Source organism: Streptomyces sp. 7N604 (assembly GCF_052245475.1).
Classification (GTDB): domain Bacteria; phylum Actinomycetota; class Actinomycetes; order Streptomycetales; family Streptomycetaceae; genus Streptomyces.
This window is the reverse complement of the sequence record NZ_JBQQBX010000001.1, coordinates 429496-455460: the sequence shown is the minus strand read 5'-3', so window position 1 is coordinate 455460 and position 25965 is coordinate 429496. Positions and strand designations below refer to the sequence as shown.

Genomic DNA, 25965 nt, shown 5'->3' with positions numbered 1-25965 from the left:
CTAAAAGGGCGTGGTCACCGTCCGTGCCTGTGTGCATACTCGATGACCGGGACAAAGGCGGGGGGCCACTTGTGGGGGTTTGGTGCTACGCATCCATTTCACCGGGCTTGACCTCGCCCGGGTCCGGATAGCTGCTCGTCCGGACGCGCTGTGGGAATCCGTACTCAGTTTTCACCGGCTGCGCGACAAACAAGGAGCGTCGATCTTCCGGCAATGGCGCGGCGAAACCAGAACCAGGTTGAGTGGTGAAACACGGCCGCTCGCCTCGCTCGTGCCGTGCCGGGGCTATTTCCCGGACTTCCTCACCCCGCCCGAAGGGGCACTCGGCGTGGAGCCGGCGTTCGAGGCGCTGCGCGAGACACCGGACCACCGGCTGCAGCGCGACATGCGGCTGCTCGGCGGGGAGCGCTCGCGGCCTGGCTGGATGGACGGTCTCGCCGAGGGCGACAAGGGGGCGCTCGGCCGGCTGATCGGCATCCTGCGCAGCTACCACAAGGCGGCCATCGCCCCGTACTGGCCGCACATCCGGGCCCGGATCGAGGGTGACCGGGCGGCCCGCGGCCGGGCCCTGCTGGACGGCGGCGCCGACGAGCTGCTGGCCTCGCTGCCGCGGATGGTGCGCTGGCGGCCGCCGGTGCTCGAGGCGGACTATCCGGTGGACCGGGACCTGTATCTGAGCGGGCGGGGGCTGCTGCTCCAGCCGTCGTTCTTCTGCCGCAGGACTCCGGTCACCTACCACGACCGGGACCTGACCCCGGTGCTGGTCTATCCGGTGGAGCACACCGCGGAGTCGGCGCCGTCGGCCGCGCCTGTGCGGGCGTACGCGGACGACCCCTGCTCGCTCGGCAAGCTGGTGGGACACACCCGCTCCGCGGTCCTCCAGACCATAGGTCAGGGTTGTACGACCAGTGAACTCGCCCGAAGAGTCGGGGTGTCCGCCGCCTCGGCGAGCCAGCACGCGAGCGTGCTGCGCGAGGCGGGGCTCGTGCTGACACTGCGGCACGGCAACGCCGTCCTGCACACGCTGACACCGCTGGGCGCCGCCCTGCTGCGGGGCGGCGCCGCAGCGGTGCCGGATCTGCCGGGGTTGCCGGCCGGACCCGTTGCTCAGACCGCTCCGACCGCTACGTCCGGAACGGGCCGGTGACCTCGTACGTGATGCCGCCCGAGGAACTGCCGCTGGTGCCGCGCTGGCTGGAGAAGTACAGCCGGGAGCCGCTGGGCGAGAAGGCCGGTCCGGTGATCTCCGAGCTGGACTGGCCGTTGATGCGCAGGAAGGGCGCGACGATGTCGTCCGGCGTGATGATGCAGATCTCCATGTTGCCGCCGTCCTCGGCCACGTAGAGGTCGCCGAAGGTCGAGCCGGTGACGTTGTCCACGCCGGTGAGCGGGGCCGGGCCGGGGTTGACCAGGCTGTCGTCGTAGGCCAACTCGTACGTGCTGTTGGACAGGTTGATCTGCCAGACGCGGTTGTCGCCCTTGGTGGTGAACCAGACGGTGTTGTTGGCGTAGTGGCAGCCCTCTCCGCCGTTGAACCGCTTCGCGCCGGAGACCTGGTTGCGTGTCGCGGTGGGGGAGCCGTCCGGGTCCGAGACGGTTCCCCAGGTGAAAGAGCCCGACGTGCCGGTCCCGGCCACGAGCGCCTGCAGGGTGCCGGAGGACAGGTCGCCCCAGGTGGTCGGGATGAAGCGGTAGAAGACGCCGTCGGACGCGTCCTCGGTCAGGTAGATCACGTTGCGCACCGGGTCGGCGGCCGCCGCCTCGTGGTTGAACCGGCCCATGGCGGGGCGCTGCGTGGCGGCGTTCACGCCCCAGGGATCGGTCTCGTAGACGAAGCCGGTCGAGACCTCCTCACAGGAGAGCCAGGTGTTCCACGGGGTGGCGCCACCGGCACAGTTGCGGTTGGTGTTGGACAGGATCCGGTATGCCCCGGTGATGCTGCCCGAGGAGTTGAACTTGACGGCACCCGCGCCGCCCGTCGAAGAGATCTCGGAGTTGGAGACGTAGATCCAGCCACTCCCGTCGGCGAAGCAGGCGCCGCCGTCGGGGGCGTCGTGCCAGGTGTAGGACGTGCCGGACACGGTCTGCCGGGAGCGGGCGATCACGCGGCTGGTGAAGCCGCTCGGGAGCTGGATGCCGTTGGCGTCGGCCGCGCCAAGCGGGCCGTAGGGGCTGGTACCGAGCTGGGCGGGGGCGGCGTACGCGGCGCCGTGCGAGAGGGTGCCGCCGAAGACGGCGGCCGAAGTTCCGATGACTGCTGCGCGCAGAAGACTGCGGCGTTCCATGGTCACTCCGAGGGTGTCGTGACTGTGGCCCGCCACCGGTCGGCGGCGGGGAGGGGGCAGCGCGGAGGACTCTAGGATCGGCGAATTTACTGAGCATGAACAGCCGACCGTCGCTTGCGTCCGGGCAGGCCAACAGGAGTGGATGCGGTCCAGGCCATCTGGCTCAAATGAGGTCTTGGCCAAGGAAGTTGAGGATGAGGAGCAGGGGGCGGGGCGGCCGGCGAACTCCGGCGCGAACCACGTGCCTGGGCGGCTGGTGGCGGATGTGGTGGCGTTGCTGCCCGTCAGCGCTGCAGGGCGTCGTACGTCACGCCCGTCAGCCGCTCCGACGCGCCCCACAGGCGCTCGCCCGCCGCGTCGTCATGGGTCCACGGCGCCCGCCACGACGGGCCCGGCGCGCCACGCCAGCCCTGGACGCGTGGGCCGGTGAAGGAGTCCGAGCTCACGCCGGGTGCCGTGGCCGCGTACAGCGTCGGCAGCGCCCCGGCCTCGGCCGGCTGCGCGAAGATCCGGTTGGCGATCCCCACGACCCGCTCGGCCGCCGTGCGGCCCTCCATCCGCACGCCCGCCGTCTGCAGATTCGTGTCGGCGTAACCGGGGTGCGCGGCCGCCGCCACCACGTCCGAGCCGGCCCGCGCCAGCCGCCGCGCCAGCTCGTGGATGAACAGCAGATTCGCGGTCTTGGAGCGGGCGTACGCGATCCAGCGGCGATAGCCGCGCTCGCTGTTGAGATCGCGCAGGTCGACATTGGCCAGCGCGTGCATGCCGCTGGACACGCTGACCACCCGCGCCAGCGGTGTGGCCAGCAGCTTCGGCAGCAGGAGCCCGGTCAGCGCGAAGTGCCCCAAGTGGTTGACCCCGAACTGCATCTCGAAGCCGTCGACCGTCCTGCGGTGCGGCAGCGCCATCACACCGGCGTTGTTGATCAGCAGGTCGAGCCGCTCGTGGCCGTAGCCGCGGGCGAACTCCCGCACCGAGGCCAGGTCCGCCAGGTCCAGGGGGGCGAACTGCACGTCCGCCTCCGGGACTTCGCTCCTGATGTGGGCCTCGGCCTCCTTGCCGCGCGTCTCGTCCCGGCACGCCAGCACCACCCGTGCGCCGCGCCGGGCGAGCTCCCGGGCGGTGATGTAGCCGATGCCGCTGTTGGAACCGGTCACCACTGCCGTACGCCCGCTCTGATCAGGGATGTCGCTCGCGGTCCAGCGCTTCATGACAGCTGCTCTCCTCGCGTCGGCGCGGGACGTTCCGCGCCGTTCCGCCGCACGTAGCCATGCGTTACCCGCGAGTCAGCTTAGGCGCCGCCGGTCACGGGCGCGAGAGCAGCTCCCCCGTCAGGCGGCGCGGACGGCGTACGCCGGCACGGAGACCGACTCGTCGTCCAGGCACCGGCCCGTCTCGAGATCGAAGCGCTGCTTCAGGAGCGGCGAGGCCACGAAGGGCCGGCCCTCCGCCGTCCGCCCGAGCAGCCCGCGCGAGAGGACGTACGCACCGGTGAACGGGTCCTGGTTCCCCACGGCGTACGCGGTGCCCGCGCGGTCGAGGAACAGCGCCACCTGCCGCCCGTCCGGCAGCAGCGCGGCCACCCCGCGCCCGGGCGTGAGGTGGGCGAGGTCGCAGACCGCGAACCACCGCTGGTCGACCAGCAGTTCCACTCTGACGGTGGTCTTGTCCGGGGCGAGCGTCATGGGTCTTGGCTCCTTAGCGTGTGGTGCCGACGGGAAGGGTGGGGCGGCCGGGGCGGACGTATCCGGACCGGGCCGCCGTCAGGGGCCTGGCCGCCATCAGGCGGGCGTCCCTTCGAGGGTGCGGATCGGCAGGACGGGACCGGCGGCCAGCACGGCCAGGTCCGGCTTCACCTGCTCGCGCTCGGGCACGAACTGCACCGACGGGTCGGGCGTGCCCGGCGCGTTGACGAAGGAGACGAAGCGCCGCAGCCGGTCCGGGTCGTCGAGGGTTGCCGCCCACTCGTCGCGGTAGTTCGCCACGTGGTCGGCCATCAGCCGCTCCAGCTCCGCGCACAGCCCGAGCGAGTCGTCCACCACTACGTCCCGTACGTGGTCCAGGCCGCCCTCGATCCGCTCCAGCCAGGCCGAGGTGCGCTCAAGCCGGTCAGCCGTGCGGATGTAGAACATCAGGAACCGGTCGATGAGCCTGACCAGCTCCTCGTCGTCCAGGTCCTGGGCCAGCAGGTCGGCGTGGCGCGGGTCCGCGCCGCCGTTGCCGCCGACGTACAGATTCCAGCCATTGGAGGTCGCGATGATCCCGAAGTCCTTGCCGCGCGCCTCCGCGCACTCCCGCGCGCATCCGGAGACCGCCGACTTCAGCTTGTGCGGGCTGCGCAGCCCCCGGTAGCGCAGCTCGAGGTCGATCGCCATCCGCACCGAGTCCTGCACGCCGTAGCGGCACCAGGTCTGCCCCACGCACGACTTCACCGTGCGCAGCGCCTTGCCGTACGCGTGCCCCGACTCGAAGCCCGCCTCGACCAGCCGCGCCCAGATCTGCGGCAGCTGGTCCACGCGCGCCCCGAACAGGTCGATCCGCTGACCGCCGGTGATCTTCGTGTAGAGCCCGAAGTCCCGCGCGACCTCCCCGATCACGATCAGCTTCTCGGGCGTGATCTCGCCGCCGGGGATGCGCGGCACGACGGAGTACGAGCCGTTGCGCTGCATGTTGGCGAGGAAGTGGTCGTTGGTGTCCTGCAGGGAGGCCTGCTCGCCGTCCAGGACATAGCCGCTGGCGCCCAGCGTCGGCGCGAGCGAGGCGATGATCGAGGCGACGGCCGGCTTGCAGATCTCGCAGCCGTCGCCGCCGCGGGCGCTCTCCCGCCCGTGCTCGTCGAGCACGCGCGCGTACGTTGTGAGCTGGCGCACCCGCACGATCTCGTACAGCTCGGCCCGGGTGTGCGCGAAGCAGCCGCACAGGCCCTTGTCGACGCTGACGCCGCTCGCCTCCAGCTCGTCGTTGACGAGAGTGGTGAGGACCTTGACACAACTGCCGCAGCCGGTGCCCGCCTTGGTGCACTTCTTGACCTCGGGAACGGTCGTGCACTGGTGGTCGGTGACGGCGCCGCGGATGGCGCCCTTGGTGACGTTGTGGCAGTTGCAGATCACCGCCTCGTCGGGCAGCGCGGAGGGGCCGAGCGCGGCGGGCGCGCCCACCCCGGCGGGCATCACCAGCTGCTCGGGCTGGATCGGCGGCACCGAGCCGGTGAGCGGGCGCAGCATCCCGTACGCCTCGGCGTCCCCGACCAGCACCCCGCCCAGCAGGGTGCCGTCGGCGCCGACGACCAGCTTCTTGTAGATGCCGGAGCGCGAGTCTGAGTAGACGACGTCGAGGCAGCCGTCGGCCGCGCCGTGCGCGTCGCCGAAGGACGCGACGTCCACGCCCAGCAGCTTCAGCTTGGTGGAGGTGTCGGCGCCGGTGAAGGCGCCGGTCTTGCCCGCGATGGCGTCGGCGGCCGTCTCCGCCATCTCGTAGCCGGGCGCCACCAGGCCGTACACCCGCCCGTCGGCGGCCAGCGCGCACTCGCCGATCGCGTAGACGGCGGGGTCGGAGGTGGTGCACCGCTCGTCGACCTTGATGCCGCCGCGCTCGCCCACCTCCAGGCCGCTGTCGCGGCCGAGCTGGTCGCGGGGCCGCACGCCGGCCGAGAAGACGACGAGGTCGGTCGAGAGCGTCGAACCGTCGGACAGGGCCATGCCCGCGACCGCCCCGCCGTCGTCCGTGGTGATCTCCTTCGAGCCGACGCCCGTGTGCACGGTCAGGCCCATGTCCTCGATGGTGCGGCGCAGCGCGGCGCCGCCGCCCTCGTCCACCTGCACGGGCATCAGCCGCGGCGCGAACTCCACGATGTGCGTCTCGAGGCCGAGCCCCTTGAGCGCGCCCGCCGCCTCCAGGCCCAGCAGCCCGCCGCCGACGACCGCGCCGGTCGTCGCGTTCTTGGCGTACTCCTCGATGGCGAGCAGGTCCTCGATCGTCCGGTAGACGAAGCAGCCGGTCGCGTCCTTGCCGGGGACGGGCGGCACGAAGGGGTACGAGCCGGTGGCCAGGACCAGCGTGTCGTACGCGATGACCAGACCCGCGCGCGAGGTGACCGTGCGCGCCTCGCGGTCGATGGACTCCGCCGGGTCGCCGAGGTGCAGCTCGATGCCGTGCCGCTCCATGAAGTCCGGCTCGACGAGCGAGAGGCCGTCAGGGGTCGTCCCGGAGAAGTACGAGGTCAGCTGCACCCGGTCGTACGCGGGCCGCGGCTCCTCGCACAGCACGACCACGCGCGCACGCTCGGTGACGCCGCGGTCGGCGAGGGCCTCCAGGAAGCGCTGGCCGACCATCCCGTGGCCGACGAGAACGATCGTGGGGGGAACAGACGCGGTCGGCATGGTCAGGAGCCTCCATCGTTGGTGAGCAGGTGGAGCAGTGGAGCGGAGGGCAGCGGCTCGTCGCCCTCCCAGGTACGGGCGAGCGCGCCAACGGTGCCGAGATCGCCGAGCAGAATTCCCCCGACGAGGCGGTCACCGCGGACGACGACCTTGCGGTAGGCACCGCGGGTCGCGTCGGAGAGGTGAACCACGTCGTCTCCGGGGGCGGGCTCGACCTCGCCGAAGGCGGCGAGGTCGAGAGGGCCGGGTGCCGCGGTGAGCGTCAGGCGCGTCAGCGCGCGGGTCCCGGTGTAGCGCGACGCCGCGGCGGTGGCGGAGTCGGCGGAGCCGGAGTCCGCGGCGGCGGATGCGCCACCGTCCTCCGGGCGATGAGCGGCGCCCGCGAGGACGCGGGCCAGTATGTCGGCCTGCTCCTGCGCCGGGCCCGCCAGGCCGTACACGATGCCGTCGTGCTCCGCGCAGTCGCCGATCGCGTGGATGCGCGGATCCGAGGTGCGCAGCTCGTCGTCCACGACGATGCCGCGCGCGACCTCGAGCCCCGCCGCCTGGGCGAGGCCGACCCGGGGGCGCACCCCGCAGGCGATGACGACGAGCTCGGCGTCCAGCCGGAAGCCGTCGGCGAGCTCCACCGCGCTGACGCGCCGGATGTCCTGCCCGGTGGTTGCGAGGCGACGGACCCGGCACTCGGTGTGGACCTCGACGCCCAGCTCCTCGACGTGCCGCCGCAGCAGCCCCGCCGCGCCCGCGTCGAGCTGGCGCTCCATGAGGTGCTCGCCCTGCTGGGCGAGGACGACCTGCGAGCCCCGGCGGGCCAGCGCCCGGGCCGCGGACACGCCCAGCAGCCCGCCGCCGATCACCACCGCCCGCGTCCCCGGGCGTACGGCCCTGGCGAGCGCGAGGCAGTCGTCCATGGTCCGGAAGGCGTGCACGCCCAGCGGGAGGTCGCCGCCGTCCGGCTCGAACAGGCCGCGAAGCGGCGGCAGCACCGGGTTGGAGCCGGTGGCCAGCACCAGCGAGTCGTACGGGACGTACTGCCCGTCGTCGCACTGCACCTGGCGCGCCGCGCGGTCCAGCCGTACGGCCCGCACACCGTGCAGCCAGCGGGCCGCAGACGGGGGCGAGGGCAGCTCGATCACATCGGGCGCGTACTGGCCGGCGAGGACCTCCGCGAGCAGCACCCGGTTGTAGGGCGTGTGCGGCTCCTCGCCGATGACGGTGACCGTGACGTCGGTGTCCGGTGCCCCGCCCTGGGCGGCAGCCAGCTGCTGCACCAGCCGGGCAGCGGCCATCCCGCCGCCGACCACCACGATGCGGTGGCCGGTCCGGCGGGTGGGGGCAGTTTTCGCGGGTGCCATGTCCCGAAGCGTGCGTGGCGCACATTACCTGCCCGCATCACGACTGTTTCCCGCGCGCAACGCTGCCCTCAGCGAAGGGGGCGGGGCGATGTGAGCGTCCGGCCGCGGCGCGCGCGAGCCCTGCCGGGGCTGGGCGAGAGGCCTGCGCGGGGCGCGATTCCCCGCTGCTGCGGCGGTTGCCTTAACCCATGGTGAGTCGGCCCTTAACGGCGGTGTAAAGATCGCCGATCAGCCCCTGACCTGGGTCTTCTCGCTCCTGTGGGCGTCTACGGTGAGCCGCGTCACCACGTGCCGACCCCCTTCCCCCAGGATCTGCCTCCCTATGGCCAGACACCGTAAGCCCAGCAGCGGCGCCCTGACCGCCCCCATCCTCCCCCGGCGCTCAGGCCGCGCCCTGACCATGGGTCAGAAGCTCAAATGTCCCTCAAGTCCGGCGGGATGCGCGCCGCGCGGGGCCTAGGGTCATGATCATGTCTGTCCTTCCCCCCACGTGTCCGGTCCGCCTCCCCGGCGCCGCGCGGGACGCCGCCGCGGCCGCCCTGCGCACGGTGGCGGAAACGGAACTCGGCCAGGCCGACCCCGACACCGGTGTGCGGCCCTATCTGGAGCACGGTGCGAAGCAGTTACGCAACCACCTGCCCGCCGAGTTACTCGAAGCCCTGGCAGGGTGGTACCACTCCGCGACCCCCTGGCTGACTCTCTCGAACCTCCCGGAATCCCCGCATCCCGTACCCACACCGCAGGACGGCTTCAGCGACGAGACCCTGCTGCGCATACCCAATCTGGTGCACTTCGGACTCCTGCGCCTGCTGGGCCTGACCCCGGTCGCCTACGTGTGGGAGAACGCGGGCCGCCTGATCCGGAACGTGGCCCCGCGCGCGGGCGCTTCCCGTACGCACACCTCCTGGGGCTACGCCCGGCACCTCGGCTGGCACACCGACGACTCGGTGCTGGACCACCGGACGGGCGCCGCCCCCTCGATGGCGATCCCGCACGTCCTCTCCTTCTACGGCATGCGCAACACCGAGCGGGTCCCGACCGAACTGCTGCCCGTCGACACCCTCGTCGCCGAGCTTCCCGAGCGGGTCGCGGGGGAGCTGCGCCGGCCCCAGTTCGCGGTCACGGCCCCCGAGTCGTATGCAGGAGGAGCGGACGGTGGCGAGCCGCCGACGCGTACGGACGTCCCGATGCTCTGGACGCTCTCCGACGGAAGGGCCGCCCTGCGCTACGGGCCGGGCCGCATCACCGGTCAGACGCCGTGGGCGCGGGCGGCGCTGCGGTCGTTCGAGGAGTGCCTCGCAGGGCTCGACGGGGTCCCGGTGACGGTGGAGGCGGGTGGGTTCCACGTTTTCGACAACCGCAGGGTGATGCACCGGCGGGCCTCCTTCGAGCCGGCCCCACCGGGCAAATCCCGGTGGCTGCGCCGCTGCTACGCGATGCGGCGCCCCGCCGCCGCGCGCTGACCCCGCCCTCTCCTTCCGCGCCCTCCCTCCTGCCCCTCTGCCTCTCTTTGCGAAAGCGACTGTCCCTGCCGTGCCCGACATACCGCTGACAACGTTATTGCTGCTCTGCCTGGCGGCGGCCGCGGCGGGCTGGGTCGACGCGGTGGTGGGCGGCGGCGGTCTGCTCCAACTCCCCGCGCTGCTGGTCGGCCTGCCGCACCTGCCGCCCGCGTACGTACTGGGCACGAACAAGGCGGTGGCGATCGTCGGCACATCGGCCGCCGCCGTCACGTACACGCGCAAGGCGCCCGTGGACGTACGGACGGCCGTACGGATCGGGCTCGCCGCTGTCGGGGGCTCGCTCGCGGGGGCGTTCTTCGCGGCGGGCATCGACAGCGCGGTGCTCCGGCCGCTCATCATGGTCGTCCTGCTCGGGGTCCTGGCCTTCGTCCTCCTCCGCCCGTCCTTCGGCACGGCCCCCGCGCCGGGACCGGCCACTCGGCAGCGGGTGCTCACCGCGATCCTCGTCGCGGGCATCGGTATCGGCTTCTACGACGGCCTGCTCGGCCCCGGCACGGGCACCTTCCTGGTCATCGCGCTGGCGGCCATCCTCCACATGGACCTGGTCACGGCCTCGGCGACCACGAAGGTCGTCAACGTCTGCACGAACCTCGGCGCCTTGGCGATGTTCACCGTCCAGGGCACAGTCCTGTGGCGGCTGTCCGCGCTGCTCGCGGTCTTCAACCTGGCGGGGGGCATGGCGGGGGCGCGGATGGCGCTCAAGAAGGGGAGCGGATTCGTCCGGGGAGTGCTGGTGGTGGTCGTGGTGAGCCTGGTCTGCAAGCTGGCCTACGACCAGTGGCTGGCGTGAGGGCCGGCCGCCGCGCTGTGAACAGCGGTCAGAGATGAACAGCGGTCAGCCGTGAACAGCGGTCAGGGAGCGGGAGTCCTCATCGCCACGACGAGGGCTCCCGCCTCCCGCTCCCGCTGCTCAGCCGGGGATCAGCGGCTGTCGGAGAACTTCGCAGACTTGCCCGCGTACTGCGCCTTGGCGGCCAGTGAGCCGCAGTTGGAGCCGGTGTTGAAGGTCTCCCAACCGCCGATGACCCCGCCCCACTCGACGCAAAGACCGCGCGCGTACTTGTATACCGGCCCCGCGTACGACCGGTACTCGCCCTCGTCGATCGCGGGCTCGTAGGCGGGATCGTCGAGGACGTTGAGGTAGGCGACCATGTAGGTCGGGCTGCCCGTGGTGTTGCGGATGGTGACAACGCAGTTCTTGCCGGTCGTCGCGTTGTAGGTCAGATAGACCGTGCCAACGCTTCCGACAGGGGCCGAGTTCACGACGTTGTAGCCCGAGCCACAGACTCCGTTGTACGCGGCCGTGGCCGTGGCCGTTGCGGCGGGCGCCGTGGCCAGCAGGCCCGCACCGGCAGTGGCGGCAGCGGTTAACGCCGCCGCCAGAACACGCTTGGAACGCTTCATGTGCATCCTCGATCCGTTGGTCAATCGGCTCTGGATGGTGGTGTTGCTGAATCCACCCCATGAGACTTTCGGGAGGGCTTGGTAGTTGTACGCGAGATGGCGCCAATTGCCCTTTTTTTGGATCAATCTGGTGTCTCGGCCGAGCGGCATGCGGGCGCGCGGCCGCGACCCGCAGGCGCACCTCCGGCGCGTGAACTGGGCGCTGCGGCCCCGGCCCCTACAGTTCTCAGCGACGCAGTCCTGGCGCGAACCGGATCCAAGGAGCAAGCGTGGCGGCCGAATTCCTGACCGTGATGACCACTACCGACAGCGCAGAGAAGGCCGAGGCCCTCGCGCGTGGGGCCGTCCACGCGCGCGTGGCGGCGTGTGCGCAGATCACCGCGCCCATCACGTCCGTGTACCGGTGGGAAGGCGCCATCGAGACCGCGCAGGAGTGGCAGGTGCTGTTCAAGACGAGCGCGGAGCGGTACCGGGAGCTCGAGGCGTTTATCGAGGGCACGCACGCGTACGAAACGCCCGAGATCATCGCGACGCCGATCGTCGCCGGGAGCGCCGACTACCTCACCTGGGTGACCGCGGAAACCGCCCCGGAGGCAAACGGGCATTAGGCCCGCCCGGCGCTCGTAGGGCCGCTGACCCTTGGGCTGTTCGACCTCAATCGCACTGGGTTCGAGTTCTCGGCGTACGGCCCGCCCGGCGGCGGCCCTGCGGGCGGCCTCGTGGCGCCTGCAGCGTGCGATTCCCTTCACGCTTATGGTGTTGTCCGGCTTCGCGCCTCCCGCAAGCGGGACGGAGCCCCCGTGCTTACCGTGGATGAAGGGGCGGATCCCGGCAGAATCAGGCAGGGGAGGCAGGGGATGGGCGGGAAAAGGGCAGCAGGCGGCAGGAGACGGACGGCGTGAGCCGGACGCAGAGGGCCGCCCCCGCAGGCGCGAAACCCGCGCTGCGCCCCGTGTATGCCTGGCGGGACGCCCTCGCCGCCGTGGTCGCCAGTCTGGTCGCCATGTGGGTCGTCGCCGTACTCGGCCTCTGGGCGGCAGGCGCGGGTGACCTGCCCGGTGGCGCGTTCCCCCGCGTCGTCTCGGCCACCGTCGTCATCGCGGTCGGCGGCTCGGTCGAGCTGCACGGCGACGCCGGGTTCATCGCCGAGACGGACGCGGCCCTCGACGCCGTACCCCTCTCCGTGACCCTCGCCGGAGCCCTGGTGATGGCCTTCGCCTTCCTGATGCCGCTGCGCCACCGGGCGGTGGCCGACACCCGTGAGGTGCTCGCCCGGGTCGTCCGGGTCGCCGTCCTCTGGCTCCTGGCCCTCCTGGTCATGGCGCTCGTCGCCCGCCACACCTTCCGGATCTCGCTCGGCGGCGGCATCGCCGAGGACATCGGCGAGGCCCTGGGGGCGACCCCGACCGTCGGCTTCCGCGCCGAGGCGGGCCCGACGATGGGCTTCGGGCTGCTCTGGCTGCTGGCCGTGCTGGCGCTCACCTTCGTCATCTCCCACAAGGCACCGCTGCCCTCCCGGCTGCTGCACTTCCAGGAGTCCGTACGGCCGCCCGCGTACGCCATGCTGCTGCTGTTGCTCTGCTACGTCGTGATCGGGCTGGTCATCGGCCTCATCACCGCCATCACGCACGGGCATCCCGCCGAGACCTTCGCCGTGCTGCTCCTCGCCCTGCCGAACCTGGTCTGGATGGCCCTCGGCATCGGCATCGGCGGCTCCTGGGACGGCCATGTCGCCGAGGGCATCGGGCTGCCGATGCCCCACGTCCTCGACGAGGTGCTGCGCACCCGGGGCGGCGGTGACGCGACCCTCGACCTCGGCTCGCTGGCGGAGCACGACGGGCGGGCCTGGCTGCTGGTCGCCGTGGCCGCCGTCCTGCTGCTCGCGGCCGGATTCACCGCAGCGGTCCGCTCCCCGGCCCGTACGAAGCACTGGCAGCACGCCGTCCACATGGCGCTGGCACTCGGCCTCACCATGCTCGTGATCGGGCTGCTCACCCGGCTCTCCGCGCACTACGGGCTCACGCTCATCGGTGTCGGAGACCTGGGCGGCGGCCTGGGCGGCGACGTGTCGCTGCAGCCGAACTTCCTGCCGGTCATCGGCTTCGGACTGCTCTGGGGGCTGGTCGCGGGCTTCCTCGGCAGCCTCGCCGCGACGCGAGTGCGGCACCGCGGCCGGCAGTGAACCGCGAGCGGGGCCGACGCGGCCCGGCGTTCGCGCCTTCGCGCTGGGGAGGTGCCGCCCCGAAGGCGCGTCTCAGGGACGGGTGTCTTAGGGTGCTGGGGTTTTGACCGCTTTGTGCGACGGGTGAGAACGAGCGCGAGAACGGGTGCGAGAACGGGTGTGAGGGAGGAGTGGGGGTGACGGTGGAGCGGCCGGGGCTGCCCTTCTTCGTCTACGGGACGCTGCGTCCCGGCCAGGTCAACCACGACCGTTTCCTGCGCGGGCGCACCGAGTCCGAGGTGCCCGCCCGGATGCGTGGGGCGGTGCTGTACGAGGGGCCCGGCTATCCGTACGCCGTGGCCGATCCCGGGGGCGAGATCCGCGGCGAGCTCGTCACCCCGGCGGCCGCGCACTACGAGGCGCTGCTCGCCGCACTCGACGAGCTGGAGGACTACGCGCAGGGGGACCCGGCCAACCTGTACGAGCGCGTCGCCCGCGAGGTGCTTCCCGGCGGCGGGCGGGCCGTCCGCGCCTGGGTCTATCTGGCCGCGGAGCCGGTGGCGCGGCGGCTGCGGGCCACCGGCACGCTCGTGCCGGACGGTGACTGGGCGCCCTGGTAAGCGGGGGGTGCCGCTGGCTGGGGGTGCCTGCGGTTTGATCGCCTGTGGTGGCCGCTCGTCGCCGGTGGTTTCGGTGGTTACTTGGTGGCCGCGGCCGGCTCCACGCGGACCGCGCAGACCTTGAACTCCGGCATGCGGGAGGTGGGGTCCAGCGCCGGGTTGGTGAGCGTGTTGGCGCGGCCCTCGCCCGGCCAGTGGAACGGCATGAAGACCGTGTCCGGCCGGATGTCCCGGGTGATCTGCGCGGGCGCTACGGCCCGTCCGCGGCGGGAGACCACGGCCACGGGGTCGCCCTCGGCCACCCCCGTGCGCTCGGCGAGCTGCGGATGCAACTGCACGAACGGGCCGGGCGCCGCCGCGTTGAGCTCGTCGACCCGCCGGGTCTGCGCCCCCGACTGGTACTGCGAGACGACCCGCCCGGTGGTCAGCAGCACCGGATAGTCGGCATCCGGCTCTTCGGCCGCGGGTCGGTGCGTGACGGGTACGAACCGGGCGCGACCGTCGTCGGTCGCGAACCGGTCGAGGAACAGGCGGGGGGTGCCGGGGTGGCCTCCGGCCGGGGCGGAGACGAGCGGCGGCTCGGCGCCGCGGTCGGCAGGCTCGGCCTCGTAGTCGTTCGCCGGGTCGTCCAGCAGCGGGCCGAGCGGCGTCTCGTCGGTCTTGGGGATATTGGGGGTGTCGGGCGCCTTGGGGGCGTTGGAGGCCGCCTCAGGGGTCTCGCGGTCCGACGACTCTTCGGTGCCGGGTACTTCCGGGCAGGGCCAGAAGACCCCGTCCTCCTCGGCGATCCGGCGGTACGTGATGCCGGAGTAGTCGGCGGGGCCGCCCGCGGAGGCGCGGCGCAGCTCGTCGAACACCTCCTCCGGATCCGTCGGAAAGCCCTTCTCCCAGCCCAGGCGGACCGCGAGGCCGTTCAGCACCTCGAGGTCGGTCCGCACCCCCGGCGGGGGCGTGATGGCACGGCGGCGCAGCAGCACCCTGCCCTCGAGGTTCGTCGTGGTGCCGGTCTCCTCGGCCCACTGGGTCACCGGCAGCACGACATCCGCGAGCTGCGCGGTCTCCGACAGCACGACGTCGGCGACCGCGAGGAACTCGAGCGACCGTATGCGCTCCTCGATGTGGGCCGCGCGCGGCGCGGACACCACCGGGTTCGACCCCATCAGCAGCAGCGACTTCACATCGGTGCCGAGCGCGTCCAGCAGCTCGTACGCGCTGCGGCCGGGGCCCGGCAGGTCGTCCGGGTCCACGCCCCACACCTCGGCCACATGGGCGCGCGCCGCCGGGTCGACCAGCTTGCGGTAGCCGGGCAACTGGTCGGCTTTCTGGCCGTGTTCGCGGCCGCCCTGCCCGTTGCCCTGACCGGTGAGGCAGCCGTATCCGGACAGCGGCCGGCCGGCCCTGCCGGTCGCCAGGCAGAGATTGATCCAGGCGCCGACGGTGTCCGTGCCCTTCGACTGCTGCTCGGGCCCCCGGGCGGTGAGCACCATCGACGACGGCGCGTCGCAGAACAGCGCGACCGCCTCGCGCAGCTGCGGCAGCGGCACGCCCGTGATCCGCTCCACCAGCTCGGGCCAGTGCGCCATGGCCGCGGCCCGCGCCTCGGGCCAGCCGCTCGTACGGGCCGCGACGAACTCCTCGTCGACCCGGCCCTCCGCGACCACCAGGTGCAGCATGCCCAGCGCGAGCGCGAGGTCCGTGCCGGGCCGGGGCGCGAGATGGAGATCGGCCTGCTCGGCGGTACGGGTGCGGCGCGGATCGATGACGACCAGCTTGCCTCCGTTCTCCTTCAGCTCGGTGAGATAGCGCAGCGCGGGCGGCATGGTCTCGGCGAGGTTGGAGCCGACGAGGATGACGCAGCCGGTGCGGGGGATGTCGGCCATCGGGAACGGCAGCCCGCGGTCCAGGCCGAAGGCGCGCTGGTGCGCCGCGGCGGCCGAGGACATGCAGAAGCGGCCGTTGTAGTCGATCTGCGAGGTGCCCAGGACGAGCCGGGCGAACTTGCCCAGCGCGTACGCCTTCTCGTTGGTCAGCCCGCCTCCGCCGAAGACGCCCACCGCGTCCGGGCCGTGCTCCGCGCGCGTACCGGCGAAGCCCGCCGCGATCCGGTCCAGGGCCTCCTCCCAGGTGGCCGGCTCGAGCTTGCCTGTGGCAGGGCGTCGGACCAGGGGCTCGACCAGGCGCACCCGGGAGGAGAGCACAGCGGGGGCGGTACGCCCCTTCCCGCACAGCGCCCCGCGGTTGACGGGGAACGCGGTCCGCTCCACGACTTCGACGCCGCCGCCCTCCGCCTCCGCCCGCAGCCCCATCCCGCACTGCAGTGCGCAGTAGGGACAGTGGGTGTCGACGGGGGCGGCCGGTGCGGTACGTGTTTCTGGTGCGGTGGCGCTCTGCATACCGCACAGCATGCGTCAGAGGTGTTACGGGACGAGCCCCGGCGCGTTACGCCCGCTGCACGGCCACCTCAGCATTCCGGCCACTGGCCCGTGAGGTCTGCGCGGACCGCCTCCGAGCTGCGCAAACGGCTCCCGGCAGACGTGCGGCCCCGCAGCTGACGCGCGGCCCCGCAGCTCCGGACGGTCCCGACCCTGTGGCACCCGTCACCCGGCCAGCGCCTGGCTGACCCCCGCCTCGCGCGGACCGAGGAAGTGCGGGTCGGGCCGCACCGCCGCGTCCAGCGCTGCCTTGCCCGACGCCGCGAGCTCCCGCACACCGCCGTACCACCAGGTGACGTCACGCCGCTCGGCCACGCCCACGCCGTACGCGTCGATGCCCGCCGCCTCGCACAGCGCGAGCGCCCGGCGTATGTGGAACCCCTGGCTGATCAGCAGCGCCCGGTCCACCCCGAAGATCCGCTTGGCCCGCACGCACGAATCCCAGGTGTCGAATCCGGCGTAGTCGCTGACGATCCGGTCGCCGGGCACCCCGCGCGCGGTCAGATAGCCGCGCATCGCGTCCGGCTCGTCGTAATCGGAGCGGCTGTTGTCGCCCGTGACCAGGACGACCCGTATCTTCCCCGCCCGGTACAGCTCCGCGGCCGCGTCCAGCCGGTGCGCGAGGTACGGCGTCGGCTGCCCCTGCCACAGCCCCGCCCCGAAGACGACGGCCACCGGCGCCCGCGGCGCGTCGGCCACGGCCCGCACCCGGGCCGACGCCGTCGCATGCATCCACGTCGCCGGCAGCAGGGCCAGCGCGCACCCCAGCATCACGGCCTGCACCGCACGCCGTCTCCCCAGCCGCGTCCGCGGCAGGCGCAGGCGCAAGGGCAAGGGCAAGCGCAGATTCCCGATTCCGAGGCGCGGCAGTCGCAAGCGCGGCATCCCCACCAAGCGCGCCATCCCGAAGCGCCGCAGCCCCAAGCGCGGCAGCCGAAGCCCTCGCATGGCCTCTCCCCCTGATCGTCCTCGTCCCGCTCCCCATCTCCCTCGACGATCGGAAGGGCGAAAGAGTTCTCAGAACGCGTGATCGACCGGGAAGGCCATCCGAACGAGCGACATCTCCGTCGCGGACCCCACCCGGTGAGGCACCCGAAATCAGGTGTCACCGCGGCGCAATAGCCCGGCAATCCCCGCTGGACAGAATCTCTGCATGACGGCGTCGACACCTCCTCCAGGCTCAGCCCCTCCAGGAACCACCGTCCACCTCGACAGCACGGCGCAGCTCATGACCCAGATCACCGCACAGCTCAGCAGCCAGCTCCTGTCCGCCGGGACCCGCAGCCTGCGCTGCCAGGACGAGGACGGCTCGCACGAAGGCCGCAGCCCGCACGAGGCCCACCAGCCGCGGGAGGCCCACCAGCCGCGGGAGGCCCACCAGCCGCGGAGGGGCCGTCGGCCGGCCGCGCCACCGACGCTCGTCGCCGTCGCGCACGGCAGTCGCGACCCGAGAGCACTGCGCACCGTCACCGCGCTCCTCGACCTCGTCCGCGCCCTGCGCCCCGGCCTGCCCGTCCGGCTCGGGCACATCGAGCTCAACGACCCGCTGCTCGCGGACACGCTCGCCGGGCTGCGCGGCGAAGCCGTCCTCGTACCGCTGCTCTTCGGCCGCGGCTACCACGTCAAGCAGGACATTCCGCAGGCCGTCGCCGCGGCGCCGCACCTGTGCGCCCGGATCGCCGCCCCGCTGGGCCCGCACCCGCTCCTCGCCGAAGCCCTGCACTCCCGGCTCTCCGAGGCCGGCTGGCGGACGCCCGACCGCGGTGCGGAAGCCGCCCGCAGCGGCGTGGTCCTGGCGGCCGCCGGGTCCCTCGACCCCCAATCCGCCGCCGACACCACCCGTACGGCCGAGCTGCTGAGCGCCCGGCTCGGCGGCGTGCCCGTGCTGCCCGCCTATGCCTCCGCCGCCGCCCCGACCGTGCCCGAAGCCGTGTCCGCGCTCCGCGCCCGCGGCCGCGACCGCATCGCCGTCGCCTCGTACTTCACCGCACCCGGCCGGTTCGCCGTCCAGAGCGCGGCACAGGCCCCGGGCATCGCCGCCGCCCCGATCGGTGTGCACCCGGCCCTCGCCCGGCTCGTCCTGCACCGCTACGACCAGGCTCTCGCCGCACCACAGGACGCCGCCCAGGGCGCCATCTCCGCCGCCGCGCCCGCTGCCGCCCTCGCCGCAGCGGGAGAGCCGCATCTCGCGACCGCCTGATCCCGCGCCTCCTGAGCCCGCGCCTGCCTGATTCCGTAGCCGCCTGATCCCACGCCTGCCCGACTTCGCGACCGCCCGATCCCACGACCGTCTGATTCCGCGACTGCCGGTCCCGCCCAGCCGCCCGCCCGATCCCGCGCCCAGCAGCTGCCTGCCCGGTCCCGCGCCCAGCAGCCGCCCGCCCGGTCCCCCGCGCCCCGTTATGACCGGGGCCGCCCGTCACGCCTGTCGGCTGCGCCCGTTACCGTCCCTATATGGCAGGTAACGACCGAACGGATGCATCCAGCGCGCACCATGCCCCGTACGCCGGGCACGCGGGACATGCAGGGCAGGCCCGGCCCCCGCACCCGTACAGCGACGCGGACACCGAGCGCTGGGCCGTCGAGCCCGACAAGCGCCCCGGCCGTACGGCCTTCCAGCGCGACCGCGCCCGCGTCCTGCACTCCGCCGCGCTGCGCCGCCTCGCGGGCAAGACCCAGGTCGTCACCCCCGGCGAGCGGACCCTCGGATGGGACGCCAGCCCCCGCACCCGGCTGACCCACTCGCTCGAGTGCGCGCAGGTCGGCCGGGAACTCGGCGCCGCGCTCGGCTGCGACCCCGACCTCGTCGAGGCCGCCTGCCTCGCCCACGACCTCGGCCACCCGCCCTTCGGGCACAACGGCGAGCAGGTCCTCAACGACTTCGCCAAGGACTGCGGAGGTTTCGAGGGCAACGCACAGTCACTCCGCCTCCTCTCCCGCCTCGAGCCCAAGCGGTTCGTGCCCGGCGACGACGGCGGAGAGCCGGTCAGCGTCGGGCTGAACCTCACCCGCGCGGCCCTGGACGCCGCCACCAAATACCCCTGGCCGCGCGGCGGCCACCCCACAGACCCCAACTCCCCGAAGTTCGGTGTCTACGAGGACGACCTGCCCCTGTTCACCTGGCTGCGACAGGGCGCCCCGCCGCAGCGCCAGTGCTTCGAGGCCCAGGTGATGGACTGGTCCGACGACGTGGCCTACTCCGTCCACGACGTCGAGGACGGCCTGCACGCAGGCCACCTCGACCCCAACATGCTGCTCGCCGAGCCCGAGCGCCGGGAGATCTTCGCCTGCGCCGCCCGCCGCTACGCCCCGCCCGGCACGGAGCCTGCCGAGCTCGCCGAGGCCCTCGACCGGCTGGTCGACCAGCAGTGGTGGCCGCACGGCTACGACGGATCCGCCGTCGCCCAGGCCCGCCTGAAGGACGCGACCAGCCAGCTCATCGGCCGTTTCTGTCTCGCCGCGGAGGGCGCGACCCGCCAGGCGTACGGCAACGGCAGGCTCACCCGGTATGCCGCTGAGCTGGTCGTTCCGCGCAACGCCCGCCTGGAATGCGCGGTGCTCAAGGCGGTCGCCGACCTGTACGTCATGCAGCGTGCGGAGCAGGAACGGGTACGTGCCGAGCAGCGGATCATCCTGGCGGAGCTGGCGGAGGCGCTCAGCGCCCGCGCACCCGACGGCCTCGACCCGCAGTACCGCGCGTTGCACGCGGCCGCCGGGGACGACCGGGCGCGGCAGCGGGTCGTCGTCGACCAGATCGCCGCGCTCACCGACGCCTCGGCCCGCGGGCTGCACGCGCGCGTGACGGGCGGGGCGCCGTAGGCGGCGGGCAGGAGCGCACCGTGCAGAAGCGCGAGGTACCGGAGCGCAGCGTGCAGGAGCGCGAGGTGCAGCAGCCGAGTGGACAGGAGGGCATAAGGCGGGAGCACAGGGGGCACGGCGGCGACCGGCGCGGCGCGGTTCCCCTTCCCGCAGCACGCCCCGTGCGGGAGGCTCGCTTGAGGCGAGCAGTGCGGGGGACGATGGACACAGGCTTAATGCCCGGCAGCGAGGAGGCACCAAGTGGTCGACGCACATCAGACGTTCGTCATCGTCGGGGGAGGGCTGGCCGGGGCGAAGGCGGCCGAGACGCTGCGCTCCGAGGGCTTCACCGGCCGGGTCATCCTCATCTGCGACGAGCGCGACCACCCCTACGAGCGCCCGCCCCTGTCCAAGGGCTATCTCATCGGCAACGACGAGCGAGACAGCGTCTTCGTCCACGAGCCCGCCTGGTACGCCCAGGCCGAGATCGAGCTCCACCTCGGCCAGCCCGCCATCCGGCTCGACCGTGACGCCAAGGCCGTGACCCTCGGCGACGGCACCCGCATCCACTACGACAAGCTGCTGCTCGCCACCGGCGCGGAGCCCCGCCGCCTCGACATCCCCGGTACCGACCTCGCCGGAGTCCACCACCTGCGCAGGCTCGCCCATGCCGACCGGCTGCGCGGCGTCCTCGCCACCCTCGGCCGGGACAACGGTCACCTGGTCATCGCGGGCGCCGGCTGGATCGGCCTCGAAGTCGCGGCTGCGGCCCGCGGCTACGGCGCCGAGGTCACCGTCGTCGAGCCCCAGCCCACGCCGCTGCACACCGTCGTCGGCCCCGAGATGGGAGCGCTGCTCACCGATCTGCACAGCGAGCACGGAGTCCGCTTCCGCTTCGGCGTCCGGCTCACCGAGATCACGGGACAGGACGGCATGGTCCTCGCCGCCCGCACCGACGACGGCGAGGAGCAGCCGGCCCACAGCGTCCTCGCGGCGATCGGCGCCGCCCCGCGCACCGGCCTCGCCGAGGCCGCGGGCCTGGCCCTGGTCGACCGGGCCGACGGCGGCGGCATCGCCGTCGACGCCTCCCTGCGCACCTCCGACCCGGACATCTACGCGGCCGGGGACGTGGCCGCCGCCGAGCACCCGCTCTTCGGCGCCCGGATCCGCGTCGAGCACTGGGCCAACGCCCTCAATGGCGGCCCGGCGGCGGCCCGCGCCATGCTCGGCCGGCAGGTGTCGTACGACAGGGTGCCGTACTTCTTCTCCGACCAGTACGACGTCGGGCTCGAGTACTCCGGCTACGCGCCCCCCGGCTCGTACGACCAGGTGCTGCTCCGCGGCGACGTCGCCAAGCGCGAGTTCATCGCCTTCTGGCTCAGCGAGGGCCGCGTCCTGGCGGGCATGAACGTCAACGTCTGGGACGTCACCGAGCCGATCCAGCAGCTCATCCGCTCCGGGCAGCCCGTCGACCAGGACGCCCTGGCCGACCCTGCCGTCCCCTTGGCCTCGCTGATCGCGGGACAAGGCGCCTGATGGGCCACGCGGACACGGCCTCCGGCGCGCGCGCCGACACGCCGCCCGTCACCTTCGACGACATACGGGACGCCGCCGAACGGCTCAAGGGTGTCGCCCACCGCACCCCCGTACTGCGCTCCAGGACCCTCGACCGCCTCGTCGGCGCCGAGACCTTCCTCAAGTGCGAGAACTTCCAGCGGATCGGCGCCTTCAAGTTCCGTGGCGCCTACAACGCGATCTCGCGGCTGTCGCCCGCTCAGCTGAGCCGCGGCGTCGCCGCGTACTCCTCGGGCAACCACGCCCAGGCGGTCGCGCTGGCGGCCCGGGAGGCCGGCAGCACCGCGGTCATCGTCATGCCCGAGGACGCACCCCCGTCCAAGGTCGCGGCGACGGCCGGATACGGGGCCGAGATCGTCACCTACGACCGCTACACCGGCGACCGCGTGGCCATCGGCGAGCAGCTGGCGGCGGAGCGCGGCCTCGCGCTGATCCCTCCGTACGAGCATCCGCACGTCATAGCGGGGCAGGGCACGGTCGGTCTGGAGCTGATGGAGGAGGCCGGTGAGCTCGACGCGCTGCTGACCCCGGTCGGGGGCGGCGGGCTGATGGCGGGCTGCGCCACGGCCGCGACCGCGCTCGCCCCCCGTATCCGCATGATCGGGGTCGAGCCGGAGGCGGGGGACGACACCAAGCGGTCGCTGGAGGCCGGGCACCGGGTGTCCATTCCCGTGCCGCGGACGATCGCCGACGGCCAAGCGCTCCAGACTCCGGGTGAGTTGGCATTCTCGATCAACCAGCGGCTGCTCGAGGACGTGCTGCTGGTCAGCGACGACGAGATCCTCGCAGCGATGCGGCTGGCCTTCGAGCGGCTGAAGATCGTGATCGAGCCCAGCGGCGCAACCGCGCTCGCCGCGCTGCTGGCCGGGAAGCTCGACCCGCTGCCGCCCCGCGTCGGAGTAGTGATCTCCGGCGGGAACATCGGGCTGCCGCGGTTCCTGGAGCTGATGGGCGGCTGAGGGCTAGGCCGGCCGGCGGGGCGTGGTCGCCTGACGCGCGGCGCGGGGCTGTCGGACCCCGGCCGTAGAATTCACGCGTGGCAGGCAGGATCATCGATGACGACGTGAAGGCGGTCAGGGACGCGGTCCCGATCGACGCCGTCGTATCCGAGTACCTCCAGCTGCGCAACGCCGGAGGCGGAAACCTCAAAGGGCTCTGCCCCTTTCATGATGAGAAGTCCCCCTCCTTTCATGTCAGTCCGAGCAAGGGGCTCTACCACTGCTTCGGCTGCCAAGAGGGCGGCGACACCCTCGACTTCATCATGAAGGTCGACCACCTGTCCTTCTCCGAGGCCGTCGAGCGGCTCGCCGCCCAGGCCGGGATCACCCTCCGCTACGAGGAGGGCGGCTACACCCCAGGACGCCAGCAGGGCGAGCGGATCCGGCTCGTCGAAGCCCACAAGATCGCCACGCAGTTCTACATCGAGCAGCTCGAAAGACCCGAGGCCGAGATCGGCCGTACGTTCCTGGCCTCCCGCGGCTTCGACCAGGCCGCCGCCCAGCACTTCGCTGTCGGCTACGCTCCGGCCGGCTGGGACCACCTCGTCCGCTTCCTGCGCGGCCGCGGCTTCAGCGACAAGGAGCTGATCCTCTCCGGCCTCGCCCAGGACGGCCGCCGCGGCCCCATCGACCGCTTCCGCGGCCGCCTGATGTGGCCCATCCGGGACATCACCGGCGAGGTCGTCGGCTTCGGCGCCCGCAAGCTCCGCGAGGACGACAACGGACCCAAGTACCTCAACACCCCCGAGACCCCGCTCTACAAGAAGTCCCACGTTCTGTACGGCATCGACCTCGCCAAGAAGGACATCGCCAAGACCAGCCGAGCCGTCGTCGTCGAGGGCTACACGGACGTCATGGCCTGTCACCTCGCCGGGGTCACCACCGCCATCGCCACCTGCGGCACCGCCTTCGGAGGCGACCATGTGAAGATCCTGCGGCGGCTGCTGATGGACAACGCCGCCGCGGAGGTGGTCTTCACCTTCGACGGCGACGCCGCCGGGCAGAAGGCTGCGCTCCGCGCCTTCGAGGACGACCAGAAGTTCGCCGCCGAGACCTCCATCGCCATCACCCCCGGCGGCATGGACCCCTGCGAACTCCGCCTCGCGGAAGGCGACGACGCGGTCAAGGCCCTGGTCGACTCCCGCACCCCCCTCTTCGCCTTCGCGCTGAAGTCCATCGTCTCCCGCTACAACCTGGACACCGAGGAAGGGCGCATCGCCGCCGTCGACGCCGCGGTGCCCGTCGTCGCGGCGATCAAGAACACCGGGCTGCGCGACCGTTACGCGATCCGGCTCGTCGGCATGGTCGGCATCAACAGCCAGGCCGAGGAGCAGTCCATCATCCGGCGGGTGCGCGCCCTGGCCCGCAGCCGCGACAGCCACGGCCATGACGGACCCCAGGACCGTGGCCGTACGGGCCATCGCGGCGCGCCGGGACAGCGGCAGCCCGGCGCCCAGCCCGCAGGCGCCGGGCCCGGCCCCCAGCCGTCGCGCGGCCCGGCCCTGAACCTCCGCAGCCCGGCCCACCGCGTCGAGCGCGAGCTGCTCAAACTCGCCCTCCAGCGCCCGGACTTGGTCTCCCCGGCCTTCGATGCCTACGGCGCCGACGAGTTCACCGCCCCGCCCTACGCGACCGTCCGGCTGGCCATCGAGGCGGCCGGAGGAGCGTCGGCGGCCGACGGGGACTATCTGGCGCGGGTCCGCGAGGCCGCCCCCGACGACTCGGTGCGCGCCCTGGTCACCGAGCTCGCGGTCGAGCCGCTGCACACCCGCCGCGATCCCGACGAGCTGTACGCGGGCACGCAGCTGGTGGCTGTACGGCTCGCCGCGGTGAACCGCCGGGTGGCCGAACTCCACGCCCAGCTCCGCAGGCTGGAGAGCGGGCAGCAGTCTTCGGCCGTGGTCGCGGTCCAGAACGAGCTCAAGGTGCTTCAGGACTACGGCAGGTCTCTCCAGGACCGCGGCGCCGCAGCGCTCTAGTCCGCCCGCAGTCCGCCTGCCCGGGCCGCCCCGCAGCCCGCCCCCCCGGGGCCGCCCGCCGTCCGGCCGCCGTGGCCCACCGCCCCTGACCCCATGCGAGTTGCTGTAGTCGCCCGGACGCGCCGGGTCACATTCCTCTCAGAAAGTGGACGCAGACCTCTCGTGGCGGGCATGTGTCGTACTCCACACTGGTGAGCGGTGCCTGAGTCATCGGAGCGCGGCGGGCCCGGTCGGTCGGGACCGGAAGCCCCTGCGGATCCGCATCAGACGTACGGGACGGACGGCGGCCCGGCCGCAACCGTTCCGCTGCCGCATGCCCCCGATCCGGCAGCGCTCACCCTGGAGGTCGCCCCCGTGCAGACCCAGACCCAGCCCCTGAACGGCGCGCTCACCACGGTGCCGCCGCAGGCCCTCGTCCCCCGCCGTCCGGAGTCCGGCGGCGCGCCGGCGCCGGCGCCCGAAGTCGCCGGGATAGCCGCCGAAATCCTCGTCGAGGAGATAGCCCCCGTGCTGCCGCCGCGCATCGACACCGGCGGGCCGTCCTCCGACCTGTTCCGCCAGTACCTCCGCGAAATCGGCCGGATCCCGCTGCTCTCCGCGGCCGAAGAGGTCGAACTCGCCTGCCGCGTCGAGGCCGGGCTCTTCGCCGAGGAGAAGCTCAGCAACACCCCCGACCTCGACTCTCAGCTCGCCGTCGACCTCGACAAGCTGGTCGTCCTCGGCCGGATGGCCAAGCGCCGCCTCATCGAGGCCAACCTCCGCCTGGTCGTGTCGGTCGCCAAGCGCTACATCGGCCGCGGCCTGACCATGCTCGACCTCGTCCAGGAGGGCAACCTCGGCCTGATCAGAGCCGTCGAGAAGTTCGACTACGCCCGCGGCTTCAAGTTCTCCACCTATGCCACCTGGTGGATCCGCCAGGCCATGTCCCGAGCCCTCGCCGACCAGGCACGTACGATCCGCGTGCCCGTCCACGTCGTCGAACTGATCAACCGGGTCGTGCGGGTGCAGCGCCGGATGCTCCAGGAGCGCGGCTACGAGCCGAGTCCCGAAGAGGTCGCCGCTCATCTCGACCTCTCCGAGGAGCGGGTCAGCGAGGTGCTGCGGCTCGCCCAGGAACCGGTGTCGCTGCACGCCCCCGTCGGCGAGGAGGAGGACGTCGCCCTCGGCGATCTCATCGAGGACGGCGACGCCACCTCACCCGTCGAGTCCGCCGCATTCCTGCTGCTGCGCGAGCACTTGGAGGCCGTGCTCTCCACGCTCGGCGAGCGCGAGCGCAAGGTCGTGCAGCTGCGGTACGGGCTGGCCGACGGGCGGCCGCGCACACTCGAGGAGATCGGCCGTATCTTCGGCGTGACCCGCGAGCGGATCCGCCAGATCGAGTCCAAGACCCTCAACAAGCTCCGCGACCACGCCTTCGCGGAGCAGCTGCGCGGCTACCTCGACTGAGCCGGGAGCG

At 72.6% G+C, this 25965-nt stretch carries 20 protein-coding genes; 12 read left to right on the top strand and 8 right to left on the bottom strand.

Features of this window, described 5'->3' with window-relative positions:
* Window positions 1-82 precede the first annotated feature (82 nt).
* Window positions 83-1147 carry a helix-turn-helix domain-containing protein gene (locus ACTWP8_RS02080; RefSeq protein WP_443320395.1) on the top strand — a complete coding sequence of 355 codons (1065 nt, stop codon included), beginning with the start codon at window positions 83-85 and terminating at the stop codon, window positions 1145-1147.
* On the opposite strand, the gene ACTWP8_RS02075 is transcribed toward ACTWP8_RS02080, so the two are convergent.
* The 5 genes from ACTWP8_RS02075 to ACTWP8_RS02055 form a co-directional block, all read right to left on the bottom strand.
* Window positions 1125-2285: an alkaline phosphatase PhoX gene (locus ACTWP8_RS02075; RefSeq protein ID WP_443320394.1), complete on the bottom strand. Its 1161-nt coding sequence runs from the start codon at window positions 2283-2285 to the stop codon at window positions 1125-1127. The two genes, ACTWP8_RS02080 and ACTWP8_RS02075, sit on opposite strands and share 23 nt — an antisense overlap.
* Before the next feature lie 284 nt (window positions 2286-2569).
* A complete protein-coding gene (locus ACTWP8_RS02070; RefSeq protein ID WP_443320393.1) occupies window positions 2570-3496 on the bottom strand; it encodes an oxidoreductase in 927 nt (308 codons plus the stop codon).
* Between the two features lie 120 nt (window positions 3497-3616).
* Window positions 3617-3970 carry a nitrite reductase small subunit NirD gene (nirD, locus tag ACTWP8_RS02065; protein ID WP_443320392.1) on the bottom strand — a complete coding sequence of 118 codons (354 nt, stop codon included), beginning with the start codon at window positions 3968-3970 and terminating at the stop codon, window positions 3617-3619.
* A 96-nt stretch (window positions 3971-4066) separates the two neighbouring features.
* Window positions 4067-6664 (bottom strand): nitrite reductase large subunit NirB, encoded by a 2598-nt coding sequence (gene nirB, locus ACTWP8_RS02060; protein WP_443320391.1) that lies wholly within the window; start codon window positions 6662-6664, stop codon window positions 4067-4069.
* Between the two features lie 2 nt (window positions 6665-6666).
* Window positions 6667-8019 (bottom strand): NAD(P)/FAD-dependent oxidoreductase, encoded by a 1353-nt coding sequence (locus tag ACTWP8_RS02055; RefSeq protein WP_443320390.1) that lies wholly within the window; start codon window positions 8017-8019, stop codon window positions 6667-6669.
* Between the two features lie 470 nt (window positions 8020-8489).
* On the opposite strand from ACTWP8_RS02055, the gene ACTWP8_RS02050 reads away from it, so the two are divergent.
* Entirely contained in the window at window positions 8490-9482 is a 993-nt protein-coding gene (locus ACTWP8_RS02050) for a TauD/TfdA family dioxygenase (RefSeq protein WP_443320389.1), read from the top strand.
* A gap of 70 nt (window positions 9483-9552) precedes the next feature.
* A complete protein-coding gene (locus ACTWP8_RS02045) occupies window positions 9553-10332 on the top strand; it encodes a sulfite exporter TauE/SafE family protein (protein WP_443320388.1) in 780 nt (259 codons plus the stop codon).
* Between the two features lie 131 nt (window positions 10333-10463).
* Here the strand turns inward: ACTWP8_RS02045 and ACTWP8_RS02040 are convergent, their stop codons facing one another.
* On the bottom strand, window positions 10464-10946 hold the full coding sequence (locus ACTWP8_RS02040; RefSeq protein ID WP_443320387.1) for a spore-associated protein A: 483 nt from the start codon (window positions 10944-10946) through the stop codon (window positions 10464-10466).
* Between the two features lie 293 nt (window positions 10947-11239).
* Here ACTWP8_RS02040 and cutA point away from each other — a divergent pair, with 293 nt between their 5' ends.
* From cutA to ACTWP8_RS02025, 3 genes are all read left to right on the top strand, one after another.
* On the top strand, window positions 11240-11554 hold the full coding sequence (gene cutA / locus ACTWP8_RS02035; protein WP_443320453.1) for a divalent-cation tolerance protein CutA: 315 nt from the start codon (window positions 11240-11242) through the stop codon (window positions 11552-11554).
* 290 nt (window positions 11555-11844) lie between these two features.
* Complete coding sequence (locus ACTWP8_RS02030) at window positions 11845-13128, top strand: streptophobe family protein (protein ID WP_443320386.1); 1284 nt, start codon at window positions 11845-11847, stop codon at window positions 13126-13128.
* 176 nt (window positions 13129-13304) lie between these two features.
* Entirely contained in the window at window positions 13305-13727 is a 423-nt protein-coding gene (locus tag ACTWP8_RS02025) for a gamma-glutamylcyclotransferase family protein (protein WP_443320385.1), read from the top strand.
* Window positions 13728-13804: 77 nt separating this feature from the next.
* Here ACTWP8_RS02025 and ACTWP8_RS02020 read toward each other — a convergent pair whose 3' ends face one another.
* Together ACTWP8_RS02020 and ACTWP8_RS02015 are read right to left on the bottom strand one after the other, a co-directional pair.
* Window positions 13805-16120, bottom strand: coding sequence for a molybdopterin oxidoreductase family protein (locus tag ACTWP8_RS02020; RefSeq protein ID WP_443320384.1), 2316 nt, complete (start codon window positions 16118-16120; stop codon window positions 13805-13807).
* A 204-nt stretch (window positions 16121-16324) separates the two neighbouring features.
* Entirely contained in the window at window positions 16325-17044 is a 720-nt protein-coding gene (locus tag ACTWP8_RS02015; RefSeq protein ID WP_443320452.1) for a SanA/YdcF family protein, read from the bottom strand.
* Between the two features lie 343 nt (window positions 17045-17387).
* On the opposite strand from ACTWP8_RS02015, the gene ACTWP8_RS02010 reads away from it, so the two are divergent.
* From ACTWP8_RS02010 to ACTWP8_RS01985, 6 genes are all read left to right on the top strand, one after another.
* On the top strand, window positions 17388-18359 hold the full coding sequence (locus ACTWP8_RS02010; protein ID WP_443320383.1) for a sirohydrochlorin chelatase: 972 nt from the start codon (window positions 17388-17390) through the stop codon (window positions 18357-18359).
* A 254-nt stretch (window positions 18360-18613) separates the two neighbouring features.
* Window positions 18614-19978: a deoxyguanosinetriphosphate triphosphohydrolase gene (locus ACTWP8_RS02005; RefSeq protein WP_443320382.1), complete on the top strand. Its 1365-nt coding sequence runs from the start codon at window positions 18614-18616 to the stop codon at window positions 19976-19978.
* Between the two features lie 240 nt (window positions 19979-20218).
* Complete coding sequence (locus ACTWP8_RS02000; protein WP_443320381.1) at window positions 20219-21493, top strand: NAD(P)/FAD-dependent oxidoreductase; 1275 nt, start codon at window positions 20219-20221, stop codon at window positions 21491-21493.
* Window positions 21493-22491, top strand: coding sequence for a threo-3-hydroxy-L-aspartate ammonia-lyase (locus ACTWP8_RS01995; RefSeq protein WP_443318685.1), 999 nt, complete (start codon window positions 21493-21495; stop codon window positions 22489-22491). The genes ACTWP8_RS02000 and ACTWP8_RS01995 overlap by 1 nt, the downstream gene beginning before the upstream one ends.
* Window positions 22492-22568: 77 nt before the next feature.
* Complete coding sequence (dnaG, locus tag ACTWP8_RS01990) at window positions 22569-24509, top strand: DNA primase (RefSeq protein ID WP_443320380.1); 1941 nt, start codon at window positions 22569-22571, stop codon at window positions 24507-24509.
* A gap of 198 nt (window positions 24510-24707) precedes the next feature.
* Window positions 24708-25955 (top strand): RNA polymerase sigma factor, encoded by a 1248-nt coding sequence (locus ACTWP8_RS01985; protein WP_443320379.1) that lies wholly within the window; start codon window positions 24708-24710, stop codon window positions 25953-25955.
* The last annotated feature ends 10 nt before the right edge of the window (window positions 25956-25965 follow it).